This window comes from Enterococcus sp. DIV0213h (genome assembly GCF_051711285.1).
GTDB classification, from domain to species: Bacteria; Bacillota; Bacilli; order Lactobacillales; family Enterococcaceae; genus Enterococcus_D; species Enterococcus_D casseliflavus.
On sequence record NZ_JBIOMH010000001.1, the window covers coordinates 3134756 to 3155485 of the forward strand.

Sequence of the window (20730 nt, forward strand, 5' to 3'; positions counted from 1 at the left end):
GATTTTTATTGAAAAATTTACCCCTCGTTTTGGTACACTTATACGTAGAGTTACGAAAAATAAATTGGTTGAAAGGATGTGTCGTAGTTTGACAATATTCAAAGGTTCTGGCGTTGCGTTGATCACCCCTATGCTTCAAGATGGTTCGGTGGATTTCGATAAGCTGAAGGAGTTAGCGGAGTGGCATGTGCAGCAAGGAACGAATGCAATCATTGCATGCGGTACGACCGGTGAAGCATCCACGTTAGACGATGAAGAACATATCGCGGTGATCGAAGCGGTGGTAAAACAAGTTGCTGGTCGAATCCCCGTCATCGGCGGAACAGGCTCCAACAACACCCAACATGGGATCCATCTTTCAAAAGAAGCACAGCGCGTTGGTGCTGACGCATTATTGGTTGTAACACCCTACTACAACAAAGCGACCAAGAAAAGTTTAGTCGCTCACTATGAAGCAATCTGTCAAAGCGTTGAACTGCCAGTGATCTTATACTCCGTCAGCTCAAGAACCGGCTTAAATTTAACACCTGAAGCTGTGGCAGAACTGAAAAAAATCCCTAATATCAAAGGCATCAAAGAAGCCAGCGGCGACATTTCGCAAATCGCAGAAATCGCTCGTCTTGCGGATGATGACTTTGCGATCTACTCAGGAAATGACGATCAAGTAACCCCAATTCTAGCTTTAGGTGGCTCTGGCGTGATTTCAACGATCGGCAATATCGCTCCGAAACAAACGGCACAACTCGTTGCTGATTTCTTAAATGGTGATGTAAAAGCCGCCATCAAAGAGCAATTGCGACAAAAACCGTTGATCGATGCGATTTTCAGTGAAGTAAATCCTGTGCCGATCAAAGCAGCGGTCTCCTTGCTAGGCAAATGCGAATTGCATTATCGTTTGCCTTTGGGTGTCCCAGAAGATGCGACCCTCGTTCATTTAGAAGAAGAAATGACCAATTACGGATTGCTGTAAGGAGGAGTTTTTGGTGAAACAGATTTTATTAAGCGGTGCAAACGGTCGTATGGGCAAAGTGTTGCAAAGCCTGATCGCAAAGCACCCTCAGTTAGAAGTGGCCGCCGGATTGGATCGTACCGAGCAATTAGATGGTCCCTTTCCAATCTATGATCGTCCAGAAAAAATCACGCAGCCGATCGATTTGGTGATTGATTTTTCTCATTATAGCAATGTCCCTGCCTTATTGAACTATTGTGTCGAACAGCAGCTGCCTATCGTGGTTGCTACAACTGGTTTGACGGAAGACACGCAGATGATGCTGCCGTTGGCTGCTAAAGTGATCCCAGTTTTCTATTCTGCCAATATGTCGTTGGGGATCAATGTACTGATCAAAGCACTACAAAGTATCACCCCCGCATTAGAAGCTGACTTTGACATTGAGATCATCGAAAAGCATCATAATCAAAAACTCGATGCACCAAGTGGTACAGCTTTGCTGTTGGCAGATAGTATCAATGACAGCTGCGAAACGAAAAAAGAGTATCTCTACGGGCGTGAAGGCAGTGATCTAGTAAATGACCGCAAGCAGATGGGCATCCATGCCGTTCGCGGCGGAACGATTCCTGGAGAACACATTGTCATCTACGCTGGGCAGGATGAAATCATTGAATTAAAACACACAGCGCTCTCCCGCGAAATCTTCGCCAATGGTGCGCTAAAAGCAGCGGAATTTTTAGCCAACCAACCAGCTGGTTTTTATTCCATGCAAAATCTAATCGACAAGTAAAGGTGGTCTCTCATGACAGAATTACAATTTTCCGATCCTTATCAATTAGCAAAATACATCAAAGAAGCAAATAAACAAACACCTGTAAAAGTCTATATCAATGGAGATCTTAGTAACGTCCAAGCAGATGGTATCCAATTGTTTGGTAACGGCACCTTCTATTTCGTGGTTGGTGACAGTCAAAAAGTGGCTGAGTTTTTAACCGCGCACCAAGACAAAATCACCGATCACTATCTGGAAAATGATCGCCGCAACTCAGCGATCCCTTTATTGGACTTGACGAAAGTCGATGCCCGTATCGAACCAGGTGCCTTTATCCGTGACCAAGCCATCATTGAAAAAAATGCCGTTATCATGATGGGGGCCGTGATCAACATTGGTGCCGTCGTTGGTGAAGAAACCATGATCGACATGGGTGCGATTTTAGGCGCCCGAGCAACCGTTGGGAAAAAAGCCCATATTGGCGCTGGTGCTGTCTTGGCTGGCGTTCTTGAGCCACCTTCAGCAAGCCCAGTCATCATTGAAGACAATGTTTTGATCGGTGCAAATGCCGTCGTCCTTGAAGGCGTCCGTGTCGGCGAAGGTGCAGTCGTCGCTGCCGGTTCTGTGGTGACTGAAGATGTCCCTGCTGGCGCAGTCGTTGCTGGCTCACCAGCCAAAGTCATCAAAATGAAAGACGAGAAAACGAAAAGCAAAACCGAATTTTTAGACGATCTACGGGGCTAAACCGCGCTTTTCTCAAAAATAAACAAAAAAACGCAGTGCGGGTTCAGTGATGAGCCTGCGCTGCGTTTTGTCTAAAAAAGGGCGTGCCGAAAGCTTTTGGCACGCCCTTTTTCTATTGGTAAATGTTCTTGTAAAAGTGTTTATTCTGCTTGAAATTCTTTGATCGCTGCTTGGATCTCTTGATAGATCACGGCAACTTCTTCAAGGTCTTTTGCGTTTGCTCCACTGGCAAGGGGATGTCCGCCGCCATGATGGCGTTTGGCGATCTCATTGATCACTGGACCTTTCGAACGCATCCGCACCCGATAATAGCCTTCTGGTTGTTCGACAAAGATCGCCCAAGCCATCACTTCGTCGATTTTCCCTGGTAAGGAAACGACTGCTGAGGTTTCCGAATCCACTACGCCAAAACGCTGCTGCAATTCTTGTGATAGGATCACTTTGCCAGCACCAATCTCATCGATCTCGATGTTTTCGTAGACATACCCTGAAAGGCGAGCAACACTGCGAGAGACTTGATCCAATTGCCGATTGATCTTCGGTGCATCAAAACCGTAATCCAATAGTTCAGCCGCTAAGCGCAGCGTTGTCGCTGTCGTTGCCGGATATAAAAACCGTCCAGTATCACCAACGATGCCCGCATACAGCAGACGAGCCGCTTCTTGCGTCATCGTCAGCTCGTTTTGAAACATTTGCCAAAATGAAACGATCATCTCACTACAGCTGCTGGCTTTCGTATTGACCCAGACCAGCTCTCCGTAAGGCTCATCATTAGGGTGATGATCGATTTTGATCAATTTCGCCCCTTGATCATAGCGTTGGTCACTGACCCGTGGTGCATTGGCCGTATCTGTAACGATCACCAACGCTCCTTTATACAAATCATCAGGGATCGTCTGCATCAGCGCCAAGTAATCCAATCCTTCAACAGGTCCGCCGACTTGATAGATTTCTTTTTTGGGAAAACTAGCTCGTAAAATTTCTGCCAAGCCCACTTGTGATCCTAATGCATCTGGATCAGGGCGTTGGTGCCGATGGATAATGATTCGGTCGAATGCTTTGATTGTTGCAAGTATTTCTTCTTGTACCTTCATGAATGGTCTCAACTTTCTCTCTAAAATTTTTCCATAAGTGCCGTTTTCGATGATTTATGGGCGTTCCATTACTTGGCATACCACGATCGCTTTTGCCACTAAGGAATTTTCGATCGATACTTCGATATCGATTTTCGCCGAACGTCGCCCCAGTTCTAGAATCTTCGGTTGAATGATGATCTCGCTTTCTAATTGGATCAAACGGAAGTAATGCAGATTGACTTGCTCGATCCAACTATTGCGCCGTTGATTCAACTGCATCGTTCGTTTCGCCGTATTAGCGATCACTTCACTCAAGACACCAAAAGAGATCGTTCCGACTTCATTGACCATTTGAGGCGTCACCGCAAAGCTGAAATGTGGCTGCGGCAATTTGTTCCCTTCAAAATCTTGTTCGATGACTTGCATCTGTCCCGAGATTTGGTCTGAAATCGTATCTGAAATTTGTGTTTGTCGTTGGACCATCTGCATCGCTTTCATGATGTCTTGGCGTGTAACGATCCCAATCAAAGAAAGGTCATCTGCTACGACGGGCATCACTTCTAAGCCATCCCAAATCATCTGATGGCTGGCAGAGGCCACACTCATCTCTTTTTTTACGACCCGGGGTTCCCGGGTCATGATTCGTTCGATGATCTGCGTGTCAGGCTTTTCTAGGACATCTTTGGCTGTGATGATCCCAACGACCCGCATATTCTTGTTGACAACTGGATAGCGGGAGTGGTTGGTAGACTCCGAAAGCAGTTTGTAATCCTTGACCGTATCAAAGGTGTGCAGATACTTGGTTTTTTCCAATGGCATATAAATGTCACTCACCAGCATGATGTCCTTTTTGATCAGCTGGTCGCTCAAGGCACGGTTGATCATCGTTGCCACGGTAAAGGTGTCATAGGTCGTTTGTAAAATCGGCAGCTCCAATTCGTCTGCTAAGCGACAGATTTCCTCTGAGGTTTCAAAGCCCCCCGTGATCAAGACGGCTGCGCCATCTTCCAGTGCCAACTTGTGGACTTCGTTACGGTTTCCGACGATCACTAAGGAACCAGGCGTGATGTAGCGTTCCATTGCCGATTCCTTCATGGCGCCGATAACAAATTTGTTCAAGTCTTTGTCTAAACCGGCTGCGCCGCCCAAAACATCGCCTTCAATGATTTGGACGACTTCGCCGAAAGTTAGTTTTTCAATGTGTTTCTTTAGTTTCCGTTCAATCCGAATGGTTCCCACACGTTGGATCGTTGAAACCAAGCCGATATTTTCCGCATCTTTGATCGCCCGATAGGCTGTTCCTTCACTGACATTCAAGTCTTTTGCGATTCCCCGCACCGAGATGCGATCGCCTACAGGCAGATTCTCGATATGCGCTAAAATCAAGTCGTGTTTTGTCGCCATAATTATCCCCTATTCCTACTACGAATCTTCCTGTTGCTTAAACTTCTAATGTCTCACCGACTGCAAGGATCTGGCCCACACCTGCCGGCAATAAATTCACGAAGGTTTGCGGATCTTGCTTGATCATTGGAAACGTATTGTAATGGATCGGTACTACTTTGCTCGCGTTTAAAAGCGCCGCTGCTGTTGCAGCATCTTGAACGCCCATCGTAAAATTATCCCCGATCGGTAAAAACGCCACATCGATGTCGAAACGTTCACCGATCATCGCCATATCGCTAAAGAGGGCAGTATCGCCAGCGTGGTAGATGGTTTTGCCTTCTGCTTCTAAAATGATCCCCACTGGGTTGCCCATATAGATCATCATTCCGTCTTCTTCAAGACCAGAGCTGTGTTTCGCTTCCACCATTGAGATTTTGCCAAACGGGAACTCAAAAGAGCCTCCCATATTCATGCCATGCGTCTCAGCAACGCCTTTGCGGGCTGCATAGCGGCAAATTTCAACGACACTGATCACTGGTGCTTCATTTCTTTTGGCGATCGGCACCATGTCCCCAATATGATCGCTATGACCATGCGTGATCAAAAGCCAATCGGTTTCCACTGTGTCTGCATCCAAATCAGTCAGAGCATTTCCAGTAATAAAAGGGTCAAACAACAATTTTTGGCCATCCGCTAATTGGATAGCAAGCACCGAGTGTCCGTGATACGTAAGTTTCATACAACATTCCCCTTTCCATCTAAGTAATACAGTCTAATATTTTTCATTATAACAGATAACGCCAGAAATCCAAAAGCACAAATTCTGGCAGCTTTATTACATCCGTCCTTTTTCTGGTTCTTGTCAAGAAAAATAAAAAAACTGTTCTACCCTTTCTGAATAAGGAATAGAACAGTTCGACCTGATGACTTCAAGCGATCATAGCGTTTTCTTACGTCCGCCTTGTTTATAGATGCGCCAGACTGTTAAGAATAACGCTGTGATACAAAGAAGGAACGCCCCAAAGAAGGTGATTTTCATGCCATAGGCAAAAATATCTGCCCGACCTGCGATATAGGTCGTCACATGCTTCCCATAGGCTTGACTCATTGCGGCATAAAGAATCGTCGTTGCTAAGGATATCCCTAAGACCATGCCCAAGTTACGGGCAAAGGAATTTAGACTACCTGCCACCCCAAGATTTTCTTTGGTGACGCTGCTCATCACCATCGTATTGTTGGGGGATTGGAACAACGAATTGCCTAACCCCATGATGGCAGTAGCGACGACATAGTACCAAATCGGCGTATGCTGATTCATAAACATATACATCAGCTGAGTGATGGACAGCAACGCTAAGCCAGCTAAGACCAAGATCTCCGGTCCTACACGGTCCGTCAAATAGCCGCTAAGTGGTGAACCGATGACCATCATCAAAGGAAAGACCATCATCAGCATTCCTGCCACACTCGGCGTTAAGCCTCGGGCACTTTGCAAGTAAAAGGGAATCACGACATTGACAAAAAAGTTTGCAGAAAAGATCAGCAACGCCGTGATCAGGCTCATGGTGAAAATTTTATTACGAAAGATCCCAAAGGTAATCAGCGGTTTGCTCACACGCGCTTCTACTCGCAAAAAGACGATGAATGCCACTAAGGCGATCCCCACCAACAGCAGCGGCAGCCACGTTAGAAAGCCACGCTCTTGTCCAAGAAAAATGCCGCCGAAGAAGCTGATAATTGCAATTGAAAACAGCACAAACCCGGTTTTATCGATGGAATCATGACTCATGGTGATATCTTTTGGCAACACCTTTTCTCCAGCAATCATTGTCAGAATACCGACTGGAACATTGATCCAAAAAATAAACGGCCAAGAAAAATGCGCCAAAATCACTCCGCCCAATCCAGGACCGGCGATGGAGCCTAACGAAACAAAGGCACCAATCATCCCTAAGGCGCGTCCTCGTTCACTCATAGGAAAGACTTCAGTAATGATTCCGGTATTCGTCGCCATCGTCATGCTGGCTCCGATCGCTTGCACGACTCGGGCAAATAGCAGAAATGCTAAGGAATGATTAAACCCGCATAACAGCGAACCGATAATAAAGATCAGCATCCCCAAGCGGAATACTTTGATCTTGCCCCAACTATCCCCTACCTTACCGAATAACAAAAGGCAGGCACAAACGATCATCAAGTAGACGGATACGACCCACTCCGCTTGATTCATAGGGACACCCATATCTGCCGAGATCGTGGGCAAAGCGATATTTACGATACTCCCATCCAGTGTTGACATAAAGGTAAACATCGAAACAGCAATGAGAATCCACCACTTTCTCTGTTGTACTACGGGATTTTCTTGATAACTATTCACAAATCGACCATCCTCTCTTTGCTTGTTTTGTTCCTCTAGTCTTAGGGGGACAACTTTGTATTATTGATCGAAATCCATTCGCCGTCAATCCTTATCTGCTCATCACGACCAAAATAAGGGGCATTTTGTAAAAAAAACGCCACCTGTTTTCTTACATAAAAAAAGACAAAAGCTTCGGTGAAAAGAAATCGGCCGTCAAACGGCTATTCTTTCACCTGCTTTTGTCAGTAGGTCAAAACGAATTATTTACGGTTGCGATTTCTTTGGCTGGATTCCATGATGACCGGCAAGATGACTGGACGGCGTTTGGTTTGTTCAAACAAGAAACGACTCAAACGATCACGGATATCTTGTTTCAATTTGCTCCATTCAAACTCTTCATCATGAAGGTGTTTTTCTACGATTTCTTCCACGATCTCGCCACTTTCACGAATCAGATCGCGGCTGGCTTTCACATAGACAAACCCGCGAGAAGTGATTTGTGGTGCAGAAATAATTTTCTTTTCGCGACGATTGATCGTCACTACCGCAACGAAGATTCCGTCTTCAGATAAGACTTTGCGGTCTCGCAGGACGATATTCCCAATGTCACCGACACCGATCCCATCGATCATGACGTTTTCAGCTGGAACCGCACCTGCGGCAAGCATTTCGCCTTTTTTGTACTCTAACACATCTCCACGAGCAGTAATGAAGATATTTTTCATCGGAATCCCGACTTCTTGCGCCAAGTCCACATGGGCGGCTAATTGGCGGTACTCGCCTTGAATAGGGATAAAGTACTTCGGTTTCATCATATTCAACATCAGCTGCAGATCATTCGGGTTGGCATGACCAGAAACACGGAAATTATCCGAGATCTGTTTCACGGTACCGCCAGCGCGATAGATGATATCTTCCGTTTTCGCAACCACAGTTTCCATTGCCGTTGTCGGCGTCGTTGTGATGTAAACAAGATCTCCTTCTTTGATGCGCAGCGTCCGGTGAGAGCCGTTGGCCATTTTTTGCAACGCTTTGATTGGTTCACCCATACGACCTGTTTCTAAAATCAGCAACTGTTCGTCTGAGTATTTTTTCATTTCTTTTTGGGTGATCAGCAAGTCTTCGGCAGGTAATTTTAATTTCCCTAACTTCATGGCCGTTTTGATGATCCGACCAAAATCTTGCCCGGTCAAAACGACTTTGCGATCAGAACGAAACGCCGCATCTAATACTTGTTGCACCCGTTGCAAATTGCTGGCAACACTAGCGACGATGATTCGACCTTCCCAATAACGGATATTGTCGTAAACTTCATCTTGGATCGTCAATTCAGAAGCGATCGGCGTTGGATTTTCGGCATTTGAAGACGTGCTTAGCAATGCTAAGACGCCTTCTTTTCCAATTTCCGCTAAGCGGCCAAAATCGGTTTGATACATAGGGATCGCTGTTTGGTCAAACTTGAAATCTCCTGTATAAACGATATTGCCAGCTTCTGTTTTGACGCTGATCCCAACAGAATCAGGGATGGAGTGGGTCGTACGGAAAAAGCTGATGGTCGCATGACCAAAGTCGATCTCCGAATGTTCATCGATCACATGAAAATCTTTGAAGCGCTTGGTAGCTTCATTTTTATTCACGGTCAATTTTGCTAGTTCGATCGTTAACTCGGTCCCAAAGACCGGTACTTGGATATTCTCCAAGAAATAAGGCAATGCACCAATCGCATCTGCATGCCCATGGGTCAAGAAGACACCCGCCACACGGTCGGCATTTTCTTCTAAATATGTGAAGTCTGGAATCACTGTATCGATCCCTAATAATTCATTTTCTGGATAACGGACACCGCAATCCAGCACAAATATATCCTCGCCAACTTCAGCAATGTACATGTTCTTTCCGTTTTCGCGTACACCGCCAAGAGGAATGATTTTTATCGTTTCCACTTTTATTCACCTCTTAATTTTTTTCTACTGTATTATTTCCCAAGCATAAGCCGTCCCTATTATTATACAACAAAAAAAAGAAAAGCGTGGCATTCACCACACTTTTCTGAAAAACTTATGGTTTACACATGAACTAATCCTTGCTGATGCAGGCTTTCGGCGATTTGAACGGAGTTCCATGCCGCACCTTTCAGCAAATTATCAGAAACGACCCATAAATGCAAGCCGTTTTCGACATCCAAATCTTTGCGAATCCGACCAACAAAGGTTTCTGTTTTGTCCACACTGGTCAAAGCTTGCGGGTACACTTGTTGACTCGGATCATCTTGCAAGACAGCTCCTGGCGCTTCGCTGATCCACTGTCTGACTTCCTCAACACTAGCATGGTCTTTGGTCTCGATATAAATCGACTCTGAATGACCGCTAAAAACAGGGATCCGCACACACGTAGCTGCTACTTTGATCTGCGTATCTTCCATGATCTTCTTCGTTTCATTGATCATTTTCCACTCTTCGTAAGTATAATCCTCTTCGGCGAAAACATCGATTTGCGGCAAGGCATTAAACGCGATCGGGTAGTGCTTCTTGTCGCTGCCTGCTGGTAAAATCTCAGGGTTTAGTTCATCAGCGGCTTTGCCAGCTAATAATTCTTGAGATTCACGAGTCAATTCAGCCAAGGCTTGGGCGCCAGCACCTGAAACTGCTTGATACGTTGAAACCAAGACCCTCGATAAACCGACTTTTTGACGAATCGGTTCTAATGCCACCATCATTTGAATCGTTGAACAATTCGGATTGGCAATGATTCCTTTATGTTGCGCTAATGCATGAGGATTCACCTCAGGAACGACTAGAGGAACATTCGGGTCCATCCGAAAATGACTGGTATTGTCGATCACGACTGCACCGTGTTTGACTGCTTCTGGAGCAAATTGTTTTGAAATGCCACCACCGGCACTGAACAATGCAATATCGACGCCTGCAAAGGAATCTGTGGTCAGCTCTTGAATAACGAGCGGTTCATTTTTGAACACAAGGGTCTTCCCAGCAGAACGTTTGGATGCCAACAACGTTATTTTTTTGATCGGCAACGTGGTCTTCTCCAACATCTCAATCATTTTTGTTCCTACTGCGCCGGTAGCCCCGACAACTGCTACGTGATACCCTGTACTCATCAAATCACTCCTCGAATAAAAATACATTTTTACTAGTTTATCATATCTTGTAAAAAAGAAAAGACCTTTCGTGGAAAGAAGCGCAAAAAGAAGGCAATACTGTCTAAATTTTCAATCTTTTCCCCCTTTACAGAAAAAATCTACCTATATTTAAGGGTTATCATTTGTCACATTCAGGTGTTATAGGATATAATACCGACAGAAGGAATTTTGGGGAAGATTCTTTCCAACGTGCATGGGGAAATTAAAAATACCCAAAACATTGAATGAGGCAAGAATTGCATATGCAATTCTTGCCTCATTTTTATGCTTCATTCGATTCTTCGTTGTTTACTTTCACGATAGCAAAGCCTTTGTTATCAATAATCATCGTTTCATCTTCCAATTGGACAAACTGTTCCATCAGGATCGAATCAGGACGAGAAAGGGTGATTTGGTCATCGCCCGTATTGAAAATACCGATGATCCGCTGTGCCCCTAACTCTCGTTCGAAAATGATCAGTCCATCCTCTTCCGAAACCCAGTTCCAACTCAAGGAACCTTCTGATAAGACTTTCTGGTTGTCTTTGCGAATGCTGATCAATGAGCGAGTGAAATGCAGGAGATCACGATCTTGCTTTTCTTCTTCCCAAATCATACATTTACGGCAATCCGGGTCCATATCGCCGGTCAAACCGATCTCATCACCGTAATACAGGCAAGGAACGCCTTGTTGCAGATACGTAAAGGCCATCACTTGGCGCATCAAGTCTTTGTCTCCTCGAGCCAAAGTTAACAAGCGCGGGGTATCATGGGAATCCAAGATATTGAACTGTACTTGGTTGGTTTGCTCCCGATACAACATCAGCTGGTTATTTAATTCCGAGACCATTTTCGTCATAGAGATCTCGTCTTTGACAAAATATTCAATGATTGCATCCGTAAAGGCGTAGTTCATTACTGCATGAAACTCGTCGCCTTGTAACCACCGTTGAGAAGAGTGCCAAATTTCCCCAAGGATATAAAAATCATCTTTGGCATCATCACACACTTGGCGGAATTTTTTCCAGAAGTGATGACTGACTTCATTGGCAACGTCCAAGCGCCAAGCATCGATATCAAACTCTTCGATCCAATAACGAGCGATCTTCAACAAATAATCTTGCACGTCAGGATTTTCCGTATTGAGTTTTGGCATATGCGGCGTAAAGGCAAACACATCATAGGTGATGTCATAAGCATCTTCAAAGTTTTCCCCTTCTTTGTAGTTGACAGGAAACTCATTGATGTGGAACCAATCAGCAAAGGGCGAATCTTTGCCGTTTTTGATGACATCTAGCCATTGGTGCGAAGTATCCCCCATATGATTGAACACAGCATCTAGCATGACTTTGATGCCGCGTTTGTGGCATTCCTCCACTAAGCGTTTAAAGGTGTCATTATCCCCAAACGCTGGATCGATGGCTAAATAATCGATGGTATCATACTTGTGATTCGAATAGGCCTCAAAAATCGGACAGAAGTAGATCCCATTGATGCCTAGATCGACGAGATAATCCAAATGATCGATGACCCCTTGCAGATCCCCGCCGAAAAAGTCTTGGCGATCGGGATTTTTTGAGCCCCAAGGCAATACACCTTCTGGATCATTTGATGGGTCCCCATTTGCAAAGCGTTCAGGGAAGATTTGATACCAAACGGTTTCTTTTGCCCACTCGGGAATTTTGAAACGATCGGCTTCTTGGAAGTAAGGCATCCGAAAATAATTGTTGTTCATTTCTAAATATTGCTGCTCAAAAGGATAGACCCCGTGGTCTCCATAAAAGACATGCAACCCATCGTAACTTTCGATGGAAAAGCCGTAAGACAAACGGCGGAATTCTGCTCCGACCGATACTTGCCAATAATCATGCAAGTCCGTGGAAAGAATTTTTTTCATTTCAATTCTTTGCTGGTACCAAGCTTCTTTATACAGTGTGTAAGGATCACCGCAAAGCAGCTGGACATGGCGGACGTCTTGACGGGCGGTACGCAAACGGATATGCATTTTATCCTTCTCGTACAAATACGCAAATTCACTTTCGGGACGATGATAAATGGCAGTAGTATTCATAGCAGACTCCTTTGACTTGTTTGATATACTCATTGTCGCACAAATCAGAAGTCAAAACAAGAGAAAAACGCAATCGGTTGCTTTATCTAAAAAATCGATAATATAAGTTAATATGAAATTAATTCAGTAATTAAAAAGCAAACGATTGCTTCGCCCTTTTTTAATCAAACGGCGTATTTTTCTCACATTGATTGCCAGTCCGTAAAATGTCATATTTCCGCAAGATCCCCACTGCCTCCGTCAACGACTGACTCAACTGCTGGATATCTTCTGCAGCCATTTGAGCGGTTTTGGCATTCAAGCGGTCTTCCACTTGTTTTTTCTTTTGGACAAACAACTGCTTCCCAGCTTCTTCCAAATAAACATTGACGTTGCGGCGATTGACGCCGTTGGTTTTGCGGACCACAAAGCCAGCCTTTTCTAACCCCGAGATCGAACGACTGATTTGGACTTTTGACGTACCGATTTGCTGGGCCAACTCGGACATCGTGATCCCTTCATTACTAGAGATCACCACGAGTTCCAAGATTTCCATTTTGGTCAATTTTAAATCTTCGAGACCGATTTCTTCAAACAATATGTTTCCCATCAGCGAAAAGATCTCCGCAAATACCGCCATATTGAATGTTCCTAACGCTTTTTCCATACTCTCCCTCTTTTCTGTCTTTAGTTTAGTATAAATTATTTGTTTAAACAATGATAATCGTTGATTTTTGTTAACCATTATGATAGCGTGGTTACATAATGAAAATAATCGTGAAAACGGCAAGAAAAGAGTGACAGCATGTTAGAATTAAAAGATATCAAGAAGTATTATACGGTTGGCGCCAGTACTACAAAAGCCCTCGATGGTGTCTCCGTCGCCTTTCGTAAACAAGAGTTTGTTGCCATTTTAGGGCCAAGCGGCTCTGGGAAAACAACCATGTTGAACGTGATCGGCGGCTTAGATAATTACGATTCTGGTGATATGATCATCAACGGCAAATCAACGAAATCCTTTAAAGATCGTGACTGGGATGCGTATCGGAACAATTCGATCGGCTTTGTCTTCCAAAGCTACAATTTGATCAGTCATTTAGGCATCATCGACAACGTCGAGCTTGGGATGACCTTGAGCGGTGTGTCAAAAGAAGAAAAACGCGCAAAAGCAACCGATGCTTTGACGCGTGTGGGCTTAGCTGAGCATATGCACAAAAAACCAAATCAGCTTTCTGGTGGTCAAATGCAGCGGGTAGCGATCGCTCGTGCCTTAGCAAATGATCCTGATATCCTTCTTTGTGATGAACCAACAGGTGCCTTGGATTCAGAGACCAGTGTCCAAATCATGGAACTGATCCAAGAACTATCAAAAGAAAAATTGGTCATCATGGTTACTCATAATCCTGAATTGGCGCACAAATACGCTGGACGGATCATTGAGTTCAAAGACGGACGAATCATTAAAGATTCGAACCCTCATGTCGAAGGACAAAAGAAAGACCAATTCGAATTAAAGCACACAAAAATGAGTTTCATGACTGCCTTACGTTTGTCGTTTAACAATATCCGCACCAAAAAAGGGCGCACCTTCTTGACAGCCTTTGCTTCTAGTATCGGGATCATCGGAATCGCCATTGTTTTGTCACTGTCAACGGGATTCCAAAAACAAATCGACAATACCCAGTCAGAAACATTAGCTCGTTTTCCGATCACGATCTCGCAAGTAGCCACTGAACAAGATCCATCAGCCATGGGAACGCGGGATAAATCGGAAGATTTCCCTTCAGATAAAGAGGTCACTGCCAAATTAAGTGATGCGGATCGTGCAACCCATATCAATAAAATCGATCAAGAGTTTCTCGATTACATCAACGACATTGATCCTGAATTAAGCAACAATATCGGCTACACTCGTTCCACTTCCTTGAACCTTTTCCGTAAGATCGATGATACTGTGGAACAAGTCAGCTTCTCCAATGCATCACCTGACAATGAACAGACCAATGCCATGATGTCTGCCATGAGTGCCTCCACCGGGATTGGGGTTTCGACTTTCCCCGAGCAGTTATCAGAGGATAACGGCAATTTCTTAAAAGACAACTACGACCTTTTAGAAGGCAGCTACCCAAGTGCTAGCACAGATGTCGTTTTGATCGTCGATGAAAACAACGTAACGAATGTCAATGCATTGATCAATCTCGGTTTTGACATTGAAGATGGCGACAAGGTGTCCTTCGACGATATCGTGGGAACAAAAATCACATTGGCGTCTAATGATGCCTTTTACACCGAATTACCAACTGGAAACTTCATTCCAAATCAAGATTTAAATGACGTTTTCGATAACAGTAACAACAAAGAATTAACGATCAGCGGAATCTTACGTATCAAGCAAAACTCTACGATGAACTTGCTGTCAACTGGCATTGCCTACAGTGATGCCCTCGCGCAAGAAGTCATCAAAGAAAACCAAGACTCAGCGATCGTCCAAGCACAAAAAGACAGCGACACCAACGTGATGACGAATGAACCCGTTGACGAAAGTGCTAAAGATTCATTGATCGCTTATCTTGGCGGCAGTGATTTACCAAACAGCATTATGATCTATCCGAATGATTTCAGTGCCAAAGAAAAAATCCTTGATTACTTGGATGACTTCAACAAAGGCAAAGACAAAGAAGACCAAATCGTTTATTCCGATTTAGCGGGTACGATGACTCAATTGACTGGTGGCTTGATGGATGCCATCACCTACGTCTTGATCGCTTTTGCAGGGATCTCCTTGGTAACTAGCATGATCATGATCGGTATCATCACCTACACCTCTGTGCTAGAACGTACGAAAGAAATTGGGGTCTTAAAAGCATTAGGTGCTCGTAAGAAAGACATCACCCGCGTCTTTGATGCCGAAACCTGTATTTTAGGGATCGCTTCAGGAGCTTTAGGTGTCCTGATTGCTTGGTTAGCCACATTCCCGATCAACGCAATCTTATATAGTATGACTGATCTGGAAAATGTTGCTCAATTAAATCCGGTCCACGGCCTGATCTTGATTGCTGTCAGCACCGTCCTAACGATGATCGGCGGCCACATTCCAGCTCGAATGGCAGCGAAAAAAGATGCAGCGATCGCTTTACGCGCCGACTAATTTTATAAGAAAACCCAGCAGACAGCAGCCATTCCTTTGGCTGCTGTTTTTTTGTCCTTCCTTCTGACTTCCAAAAGGTTTCTCTTGAAAAATTCATAAATGAGGAATACAATAGATTTGTTTTTAGGTATACCTAAAAAGATAGGACGTGAAACGATGAATGATGAAAAAAAATTGATCCAAGCGGCCAACGGTCCTAGCTTGGAAGAAATAAATAATACAGTTGCCATTCCAAAAAACGGCAGCTTTTGGCGCAATCTCTTAGCGTTTTCTGGTCCTGGGGCATTGGTAGCCGTGGGCTATATGGACCCAGGAAACTGGATCACCTCGATCGGTGGCGGTGCTGAATATGGCTATCTCTTACTTTCTGTGATCTTGATTTCCAGTTTGATTGCTATGCTGCTGCAATACATGGCAGCCAAGCTAGGGATCGTGACCCAGATGGACCTTGCGCAAGCAACTCGTAAACACACCAGCAAAGGCTTAGGCTTTGTTTTGTGGATCGTCACCGAATTGGCTATCATGGCAACGGATATCGCGGAAGTGATCGGAGGAGCGATCGCTCTCAATCTACTATTCGGCTTACCTTTATTAGTTGGAGTCATCTTAACGATTTTCGATGTACTGCTTCTGCTCTTTTTAATGAAATTGGGTTTCCGAAAAATTGAAGCGATCGTCATGACACTGATTTTGGTCATTATGCTGGTCTTTTGTTACGAAGTCATTATTGCTCAACCAAATTTGCCTGCTGTCTTGCAAGGCTTTATTCCCCAAAAGCAAGTCTTGAACCATGGGCAGCTGACAATGGCGTTGGGGATCGTTGGTGCGACTGTGATGCCGCATAATCTCTATCTGCATTCTTCGATCTCCCAGTCACGAAAAATCGATCGCAGCGATACCCAAGAAGTGGCAACGGCCGTGCGGTTCGCTACTTGGGATTCCAACATCCAATTATCCGCTGCGTTTTTGGTCAATTGCCTGCTTTTGATCTTAGGAAGCGCCTTGTTCTTTGGTCATAGTGAAGAAGTCGGCACCTTCTCCGCGCTGTTTGATGCTTTGCAAGATTCCTCCATTGCTGGTGCTGTCGCCAGTCCAGTCTTGAGCGTTCTGTTTGCCGTGGCGCTCTTGGCATCTGGTCAAAATTCAACGATCACTGGGACACTGACGGGGCAAGTCGTGATGGAAGGATTTATCCATATGAAGATCCCTACTTGGGCGCGACGTCTGATCACCCGTGGCTTATCGGTGATCCCCGTTTTGCTTTGTACGATTTACTTTGGCGGCAACGAACAAGCCTTGGACGATCTGCTGATCTATTCGCAAGTCTTTTTAAGCATCGCCTTACCCGTTTCGATGATTCCGTTGGTTCTTTTTACCAGCTCAAAAAAAATCATGGGGGAACGCTTCAAGAATCCGCTATGGGTCTCTATCTTAGGCTGGATCTGTGCCATTGCACTGACGGTCTTGAATGTCCGCTTGATCATCGAAACACTCGGCAACTTCTAATAGAAAAAAAGCTTACGAGCTAGCCTCGTAAGCTTTTTTTGGTTAATTCGTTTCTAAATCATGTAAAAACAGACCGCTCAACAGTTTTGGTTCAAACCAAGTTGATTTTGGCGGCATAATTTCTCCCGCATCGGCGACTGCCAAAAGATCGGCCATTTGCGTTGGATACATGGAAAAGGCCAATGTCCATTCTCCGCTATCTACCAAACGTTCCAATTCTTCTGGACCACGAATTCCGCCGACAAAATCAATGCGTTTGTCTGTCCGCACATCTTGGATCGCGAAAATATCAGCCAGCACATATTGTTGTAAAAGTGACACATCCAGCTGTCCTACCGCATCTTGCGGCACAGCTTCCGGCTTGATGGTCAACTCCCACCACGCATGGTTTAGATACAGATGAATCGAACCACGTTGCGCTGGTTTCTTCCTTGTAGTTTCTCGAATCGTAAAATGCTGGGCTGCCTGCTCAAAAAAGGTATCTGGCACTGGTACCCGCAAAACCCGATTGTATTCCCAAATCGCCAATTCATTTTCTGGGAATAAGATCGCTAAAAAGCGGTCGCTTTCTTGGCTGTTTTGACCATCGGCTCGCTTTTGCAAGCCGACTTTGACTGCTGACTCTGTGCGGTGATGCCCATCCGCAATATAAAGGGCATCTACAGCTTGAAACTGCTGGGCAAAAGAGGCGACTAGCGCTGGATCATCGATCAGCCAAACACGATGTTGCACCTCATGATAGCTGACAAAATCATAGATTGGCGCATGCTCTGCTTGCCACGCATCGATCGCTTCTTTGACTGCTGCTGGTTGGCGATAGCTCAAGAAAATCGGACTTGTATTGGCATCACATGCCAGAATATGATTGATCCGATCGATTTCTTTTTCTGGACGGGTAAACTCGTGTTTCTTGATTTTCCCAGCGACATAATCATCGATCGAGGTACAGGCGACAAGCCCCGTTTGGCTTCTACCAGCCATCGTCAATTCATACAAATAATATGCGGGCGCCGTTTCTTGAATCAACCAGCCTGCTTCTTGAAAAGATGCAAGATTTTCCGCCGCTTTTTGATACACCTGTGGATCATAAGGATCGATTCCTGGCAAGTCGATCTCCGAACGGTCGATGTGGAAATAGCTGTAAGGATTGCCTTGCGCAAACGCTGCGGCTTCTTGTGAATTGACCACGTCATACGGTAGCTCGGCCACTTTTTCTGCCAATGAGGCTTCTGGACGAATGGCTTTAAACGGAAATACTTGAACCATTAATACCCAACCTCCTGATTCTTGATGACCCGTACACGAACGATGTTTTCGTTCTCCCGCAGTTTATCGGCTAATTGATTCAATAAGGCTTCATCTTCAGAAGCGACATCGGCTAGGGTGTAAGCAAAGTCTTCCCGTCCACGATTCAGCATATTGTCGATATTGATCCCAGATTCCGCAATGATCGATGAAATCTGACCTAACATATTCGGTACATTGCGATTGATGATCGTCAGACGATAAGGCGAATGAAAAGCCATCTCAACAGTTGGAAAATTCACTGAGCGCTTGATGGTTCCAAATTCCAAGAATTTTTTCAATGTTCGGGCTGCCATTTTGGCACAGTTGACTTCGGCTTCTTCTGTTGATGCACCTAAATGCGGCAAGACGAGGACTTTTTCATTGTGCAGCAATTGTTCATCCGCAAAATCAGTCGTATAGCCCGCTAAACGGTCAGCTTTTAATGCACGTAAAACCGCATCTGTATCGACGATTTCTTTACGAGAAAAGTTGAATAGCTTCGTTGTTGGTTTCATTTTCGCAAGTTCGGCTTCCCCGACGAGATGATGCGTGTTTTCCATTAGCGGCACATGAACCGTGATAAAATCACAGGTTGAAAAGACTTCCGCAATATCATTGGCACGCTTGACCCGACGAGAGATCGTCCAAGCAGTATCCACTGACACGTAAGGATCATAACCGACTACTTCCATCCCTAGACGATAAGCATCGTTGGCGACCATCGCTCCAATAGAACCAAGGCCGATGATTCCTAACTTTTTGCCTTCTAACTCTGTTCCAGCAAATTGACTTTTTTGCGCTTCTGCTTGTTCTTCCACATTATCACCGCTCAAGGTTTGGACCCATTGGGCACCTCGTAAAATCGGACGGACACTTAAGAGCAGACTAGCGATCACTAATTCTTTGACCGCATTGGCATTGGCGCCTGGCGTATTAAAGACGACGATCCCTTTTTCAGTACATGCTTTGACGGGAATGTTGTTGGTCCCAGCCCCTGCACGGGCAATACCTAAGACACTTTCAGGAAAAGCGTAATCGTGCAATTTCTGGCTGCGCAGCAAAATCCCTTGCGGTTGGTCGCTTTCGTTGATGGCATACTTTTCTTTTTCTAAACGCTGTAATCCTTCTGGTGCGATCGCATTGAATGTTTTGATTTGGAACATTTATTTGACCTCCGCTTCAAATGATTTCATAAAGTCGACTAACGCTTGAACGCCAGCTAATGGAAAGGCATTGTACAAGCTTGCTCGCATTCCTCCAACGGAACGATGCCCTTTCAAGTTCTCAAAGCCAGCTTTGACAGCTTCTTCATTGAAGCGCTGATCTAATGCTTTATCCCCTGTCACAAAAGGAATATTCGTTAGTGAACGGCTATCAACAGCCACAGGACTACTGTAAAGAGCAGAGGCTTCGATCGTTTTGTATAAAAGCGCCGCTTTTTGGCGGTCTTGTTCTAAAATGGCAGGAATGCCGCCTAATTCTTCCAACCATTCAAACACCAATTTAGCAATATAGATAGCATACGTTGGTGGTGTATTGTACAATGAGTCATTTTTAGCCTGTAGACGATAATCCAGCATTGGAGCGAAGACAGCATCATCATTGAGTAAATCTTCTCGGATAATCACTACCGTCAACCCTGCAGGACCAATATTCTTTTGGGCCCCAGCATAAATCACACCGAAGTCTTCTACGCGATAGTCATTGGATAAAATATTTGAGGACATATCCGCTACGATCGGCACGTTGCCAGCCTGCGGAATCGTTTGAAAGGCCGTCCCTTCAATGGTATTGTTCGTGGTGATATGCAAATAAGCCGCTTCTTGATCGATCGCATCTTCTGAAATTTCTGGAATATAGGTAAAGTTTTGATCCTCACTAGAGGCAACGACTTCCACCGTCACGTTTCCAAGCGCTTTTGCTGCTTCAATAGCTTTCTTCGACCAAGAACCGGTATTTACGTATAAGGCTTTTTTGTTTTGTGCAAGATTTAAAGGGATCATACTGAATTGGAGACTCGCGCCGCCTTGTAAAAACAGTACCTGATAGTTTTCAGGAATTCCCATCAATTTTCGTAAAAGTGCTTCTGCATCTTTAATGATCGCTTCAAACAAGGAGGACCGATGACTCAGCTCCATAACGGACATCCCACTTCCGCGGTAATTCAAAAGTTCGGATTGTGCTTTCTCCAATACGGGACGGGGCAATACGGCAGGACCAGCTGAAAAGTTATAAACTGTCATACAAAAAATCTCTCCTTTATGTTAGATGTGAAAATCATTATAACAGATAGCCGAAAATGAAAAAAGCCTTA

The 20730-nt window shown here is 44.8% G+C and carries 16 protein-coding genes; 5 read left to right on the forward strand and 11 right to left on the reverse strand.

Translation table 11 applies throughout. The features are described 5' to 3' along the window. Positions 1 to 88: 88 nt before the first annotated feature. The 3 genes from dapA to dapD are packed head-to-tail and all read left to right on the forward strand — an operon-like array spanning position 89 to position 2465. Entirely contained in the window at positions 89 to 970 is an 882-nt protein-coding gene (gene dapA / locus IGI77_RS14670; RefSeq protein ID WP_008380503.1) for a 4-hydroxy-tetrahydrodipicolinate synthase, read from the forward strand. 13 nt (positions 971 to 983) lie between these two features. Beyond that, positions 984 to 1739 (forward strand): 4-hydroxy-tetrahydrodipicolinate reductase, encoded by a 756-nt coding sequence (dapB, locus tag IGI77_RS14675; RefSeq protein ID WP_015510324.1) that lies wholly within the window; start codon positions 984 to 986, stop codon positions 1737 to 1739. Between the two features lie 12 nt (positions 1740 to 1751). Further along, positions 1752 to 2465: a 2,3,4,5-tetrahydropyridine-2,6-dicarboxylate N-acetyltransferase gene (gene dapD, locus IGI77_RS14680; protein ID WP_005228253.1), complete on the forward strand. Its 714-nt coding sequence runs from the start codon at positions 1752 to 1754 to the stop codon at positions 2463 to 2465. A 140-nt stretch (positions 2466 to 2605) separates the two neighbouring features. Here the strand turns inward: dapD and IGI77_RS14685 are convergent, their stop codons facing one another. The 8 genes from IGI77_RS14685 to IGI77_RS14720 all read right to left on the reverse strand — a co-directional run bounded on the left by IGI77_RS14685 (position 2606) and on the right by IGI77_RS14720 (position 13142). Next, positions 2606 to 3559, reverse strand: coding sequence for a DHH family phosphoesterase (locus IGI77_RS14685; protein WP_016609391.1), 954 nt, complete (start codon positions 3557 to 3559; stop codon positions 2606 to 2608). Positions 3560 to 3613: 54 nt separating this feature from the next. Further along, complete coding sequence (locus tag IGI77_RS14690; protein ID WP_005228249.1) at positions 3614 to 4945, reverse strand: DRTGG domain-containing protein; 1332 nt, start codon at positions 4943 to 4945, stop codon at positions 3614 to 3616. A 37-nt stretch (positions 4946 to 4982) separates the two neighbouring features. Then, a complete protein-coding gene (locus IGI77_RS14695) occupies positions 4983 to 5666 on the reverse strand; it encodes a metal-dependent hydrolase (RefSeq protein WP_332282425.1) in 684 nt (227 codons plus the stop codon). A 198-nt stretch (positions 5667 to 5864) separates the two neighbouring features. Then, positions 5865 to 7304: an MFS transporter gene (locus IGI77_RS14700; RefSeq protein WP_015510327.1), complete on the reverse strand. Its 1440-nt coding sequence runs from the start codon at positions 7302 to 7304 to the stop codon at positions 5865 to 5867. A 242-nt stretch (positions 7305 to 7546) separates the two neighbouring features. Then, on the reverse strand, positions 7547 to 9229 hold the full coding sequence (locus IGI77_RS14705; RefSeq protein WP_010749981.1) for a ribonuclease J: 1683 nt from the start codon (positions 9227 to 9229) through the stop codon (positions 7547 to 7549). Positions 9230 to 9351: 122 nt separating this feature from the next. Further along, positions 9352 to 10404, reverse strand: a complete 1053-nt coding sequence (locus tag IGI77_RS14710) for an aspartate-semialdehyde dehydrogenase (protein ID WP_010749982.1) — start codon at positions 10402 to 10404, stop codon at positions 9352 to 9354. Between the two features lie 304 nt (positions 10405 to 10708). Next, entirely contained in the window at positions 10709 to 12496 is a 1788-nt protein-coding gene (locus tag IGI77_RS14715) for a glycoside hydrolase family 13 protein (protein WP_005228237.1), read from the reverse strand. 160 nt (positions 12497 to 12656) lie between these two features. Then, complete coding sequence (locus IGI77_RS14720) at positions 12657 to 13142, reverse strand: MarR family winged helix-turn-helix transcriptional regulator (protein ID WP_010749984.1); 486 nt, start codon at positions 13140 to 13142, stop codon at positions 12657 to 12659. Between the two features lie 138 nt (positions 13143 to 13280). On the opposite strand from IGI77_RS14720, the gene IGI77_RS14725 reads away from it, so the two are divergent. Both IGI77_RS14725 and IGI77_RS14730 read left to right on the forward strand, forming a co-directional pair. Further along, the gene (locus IGI77_RS14725) at positions 13281 to 15623 is read left to right on the forward strand and encodes an ABC transporter ATP-binding protein/permease (protein WP_081117862.1); all 2343 of its coding nucleotides are present in this window, start codon (positions 13281 to 13283) and stop codon (positions 15621 to 15623) included. Between the two features lie 156 nt (positions 15624 to 15779). Beyond that, positions 15780 to 17129: an Nramp family divalent metal transporter gene (locus IGI77_RS14730; protein WP_270289764.1), complete on the forward strand. Its 1350-nt coding sequence runs from the start codon at positions 15780 to 15782 to the stop codon at positions 17127 to 17129. A gap of 42 nt (positions 17130 to 17171) precedes the next feature. Here IGI77_RS14730 and IGI77_RS14735 read toward each other — a convergent pair whose 3' ends face one another. From IGI77_RS14735 to serC, 3 genes are read right to left on the reverse strand one after another with little or no spacing between them, the layout of a single operon-like run. Beyond that, positions 17172 to 18395 carry a DUF1015 domain-containing protein gene (locus IGI77_RS14735; protein ID WP_115232785.1) on the reverse strand — a complete coding sequence of 408 codons (1224 nt, stop codon included), beginning with the start codon at positions 18393 to 18395 and terminating at the stop codon, positions 17172 to 17174. Continuing rightward, positions 18395 to 19579: a phosphoglycerate dehydrogenase gene (locus IGI77_RS14740; RefSeq protein ID WP_016609459.1), complete on the reverse strand. Its 1185-nt coding sequence runs from the start codon at positions 19577 to 19579 to the stop codon at positions 18395 to 18397. Before IGI77_RS14740 ends, IGI77_RS14735 begins: the two co-directional genes overlap by 1 nt. Then, positions 19580 to 20659, reverse strand: a complete 1080-nt coding sequence (gene serC / locus IGI77_RS14745) for a 3-phosphoserine/phosphohydroxythreonine transaminase (RefSeq protein WP_438770273.1) — start codon at positions 20657 to 20659, stop codon at positions 19580 to 19582. Positions 20660 to 20730: the final 71 nt, after the last annotated feature.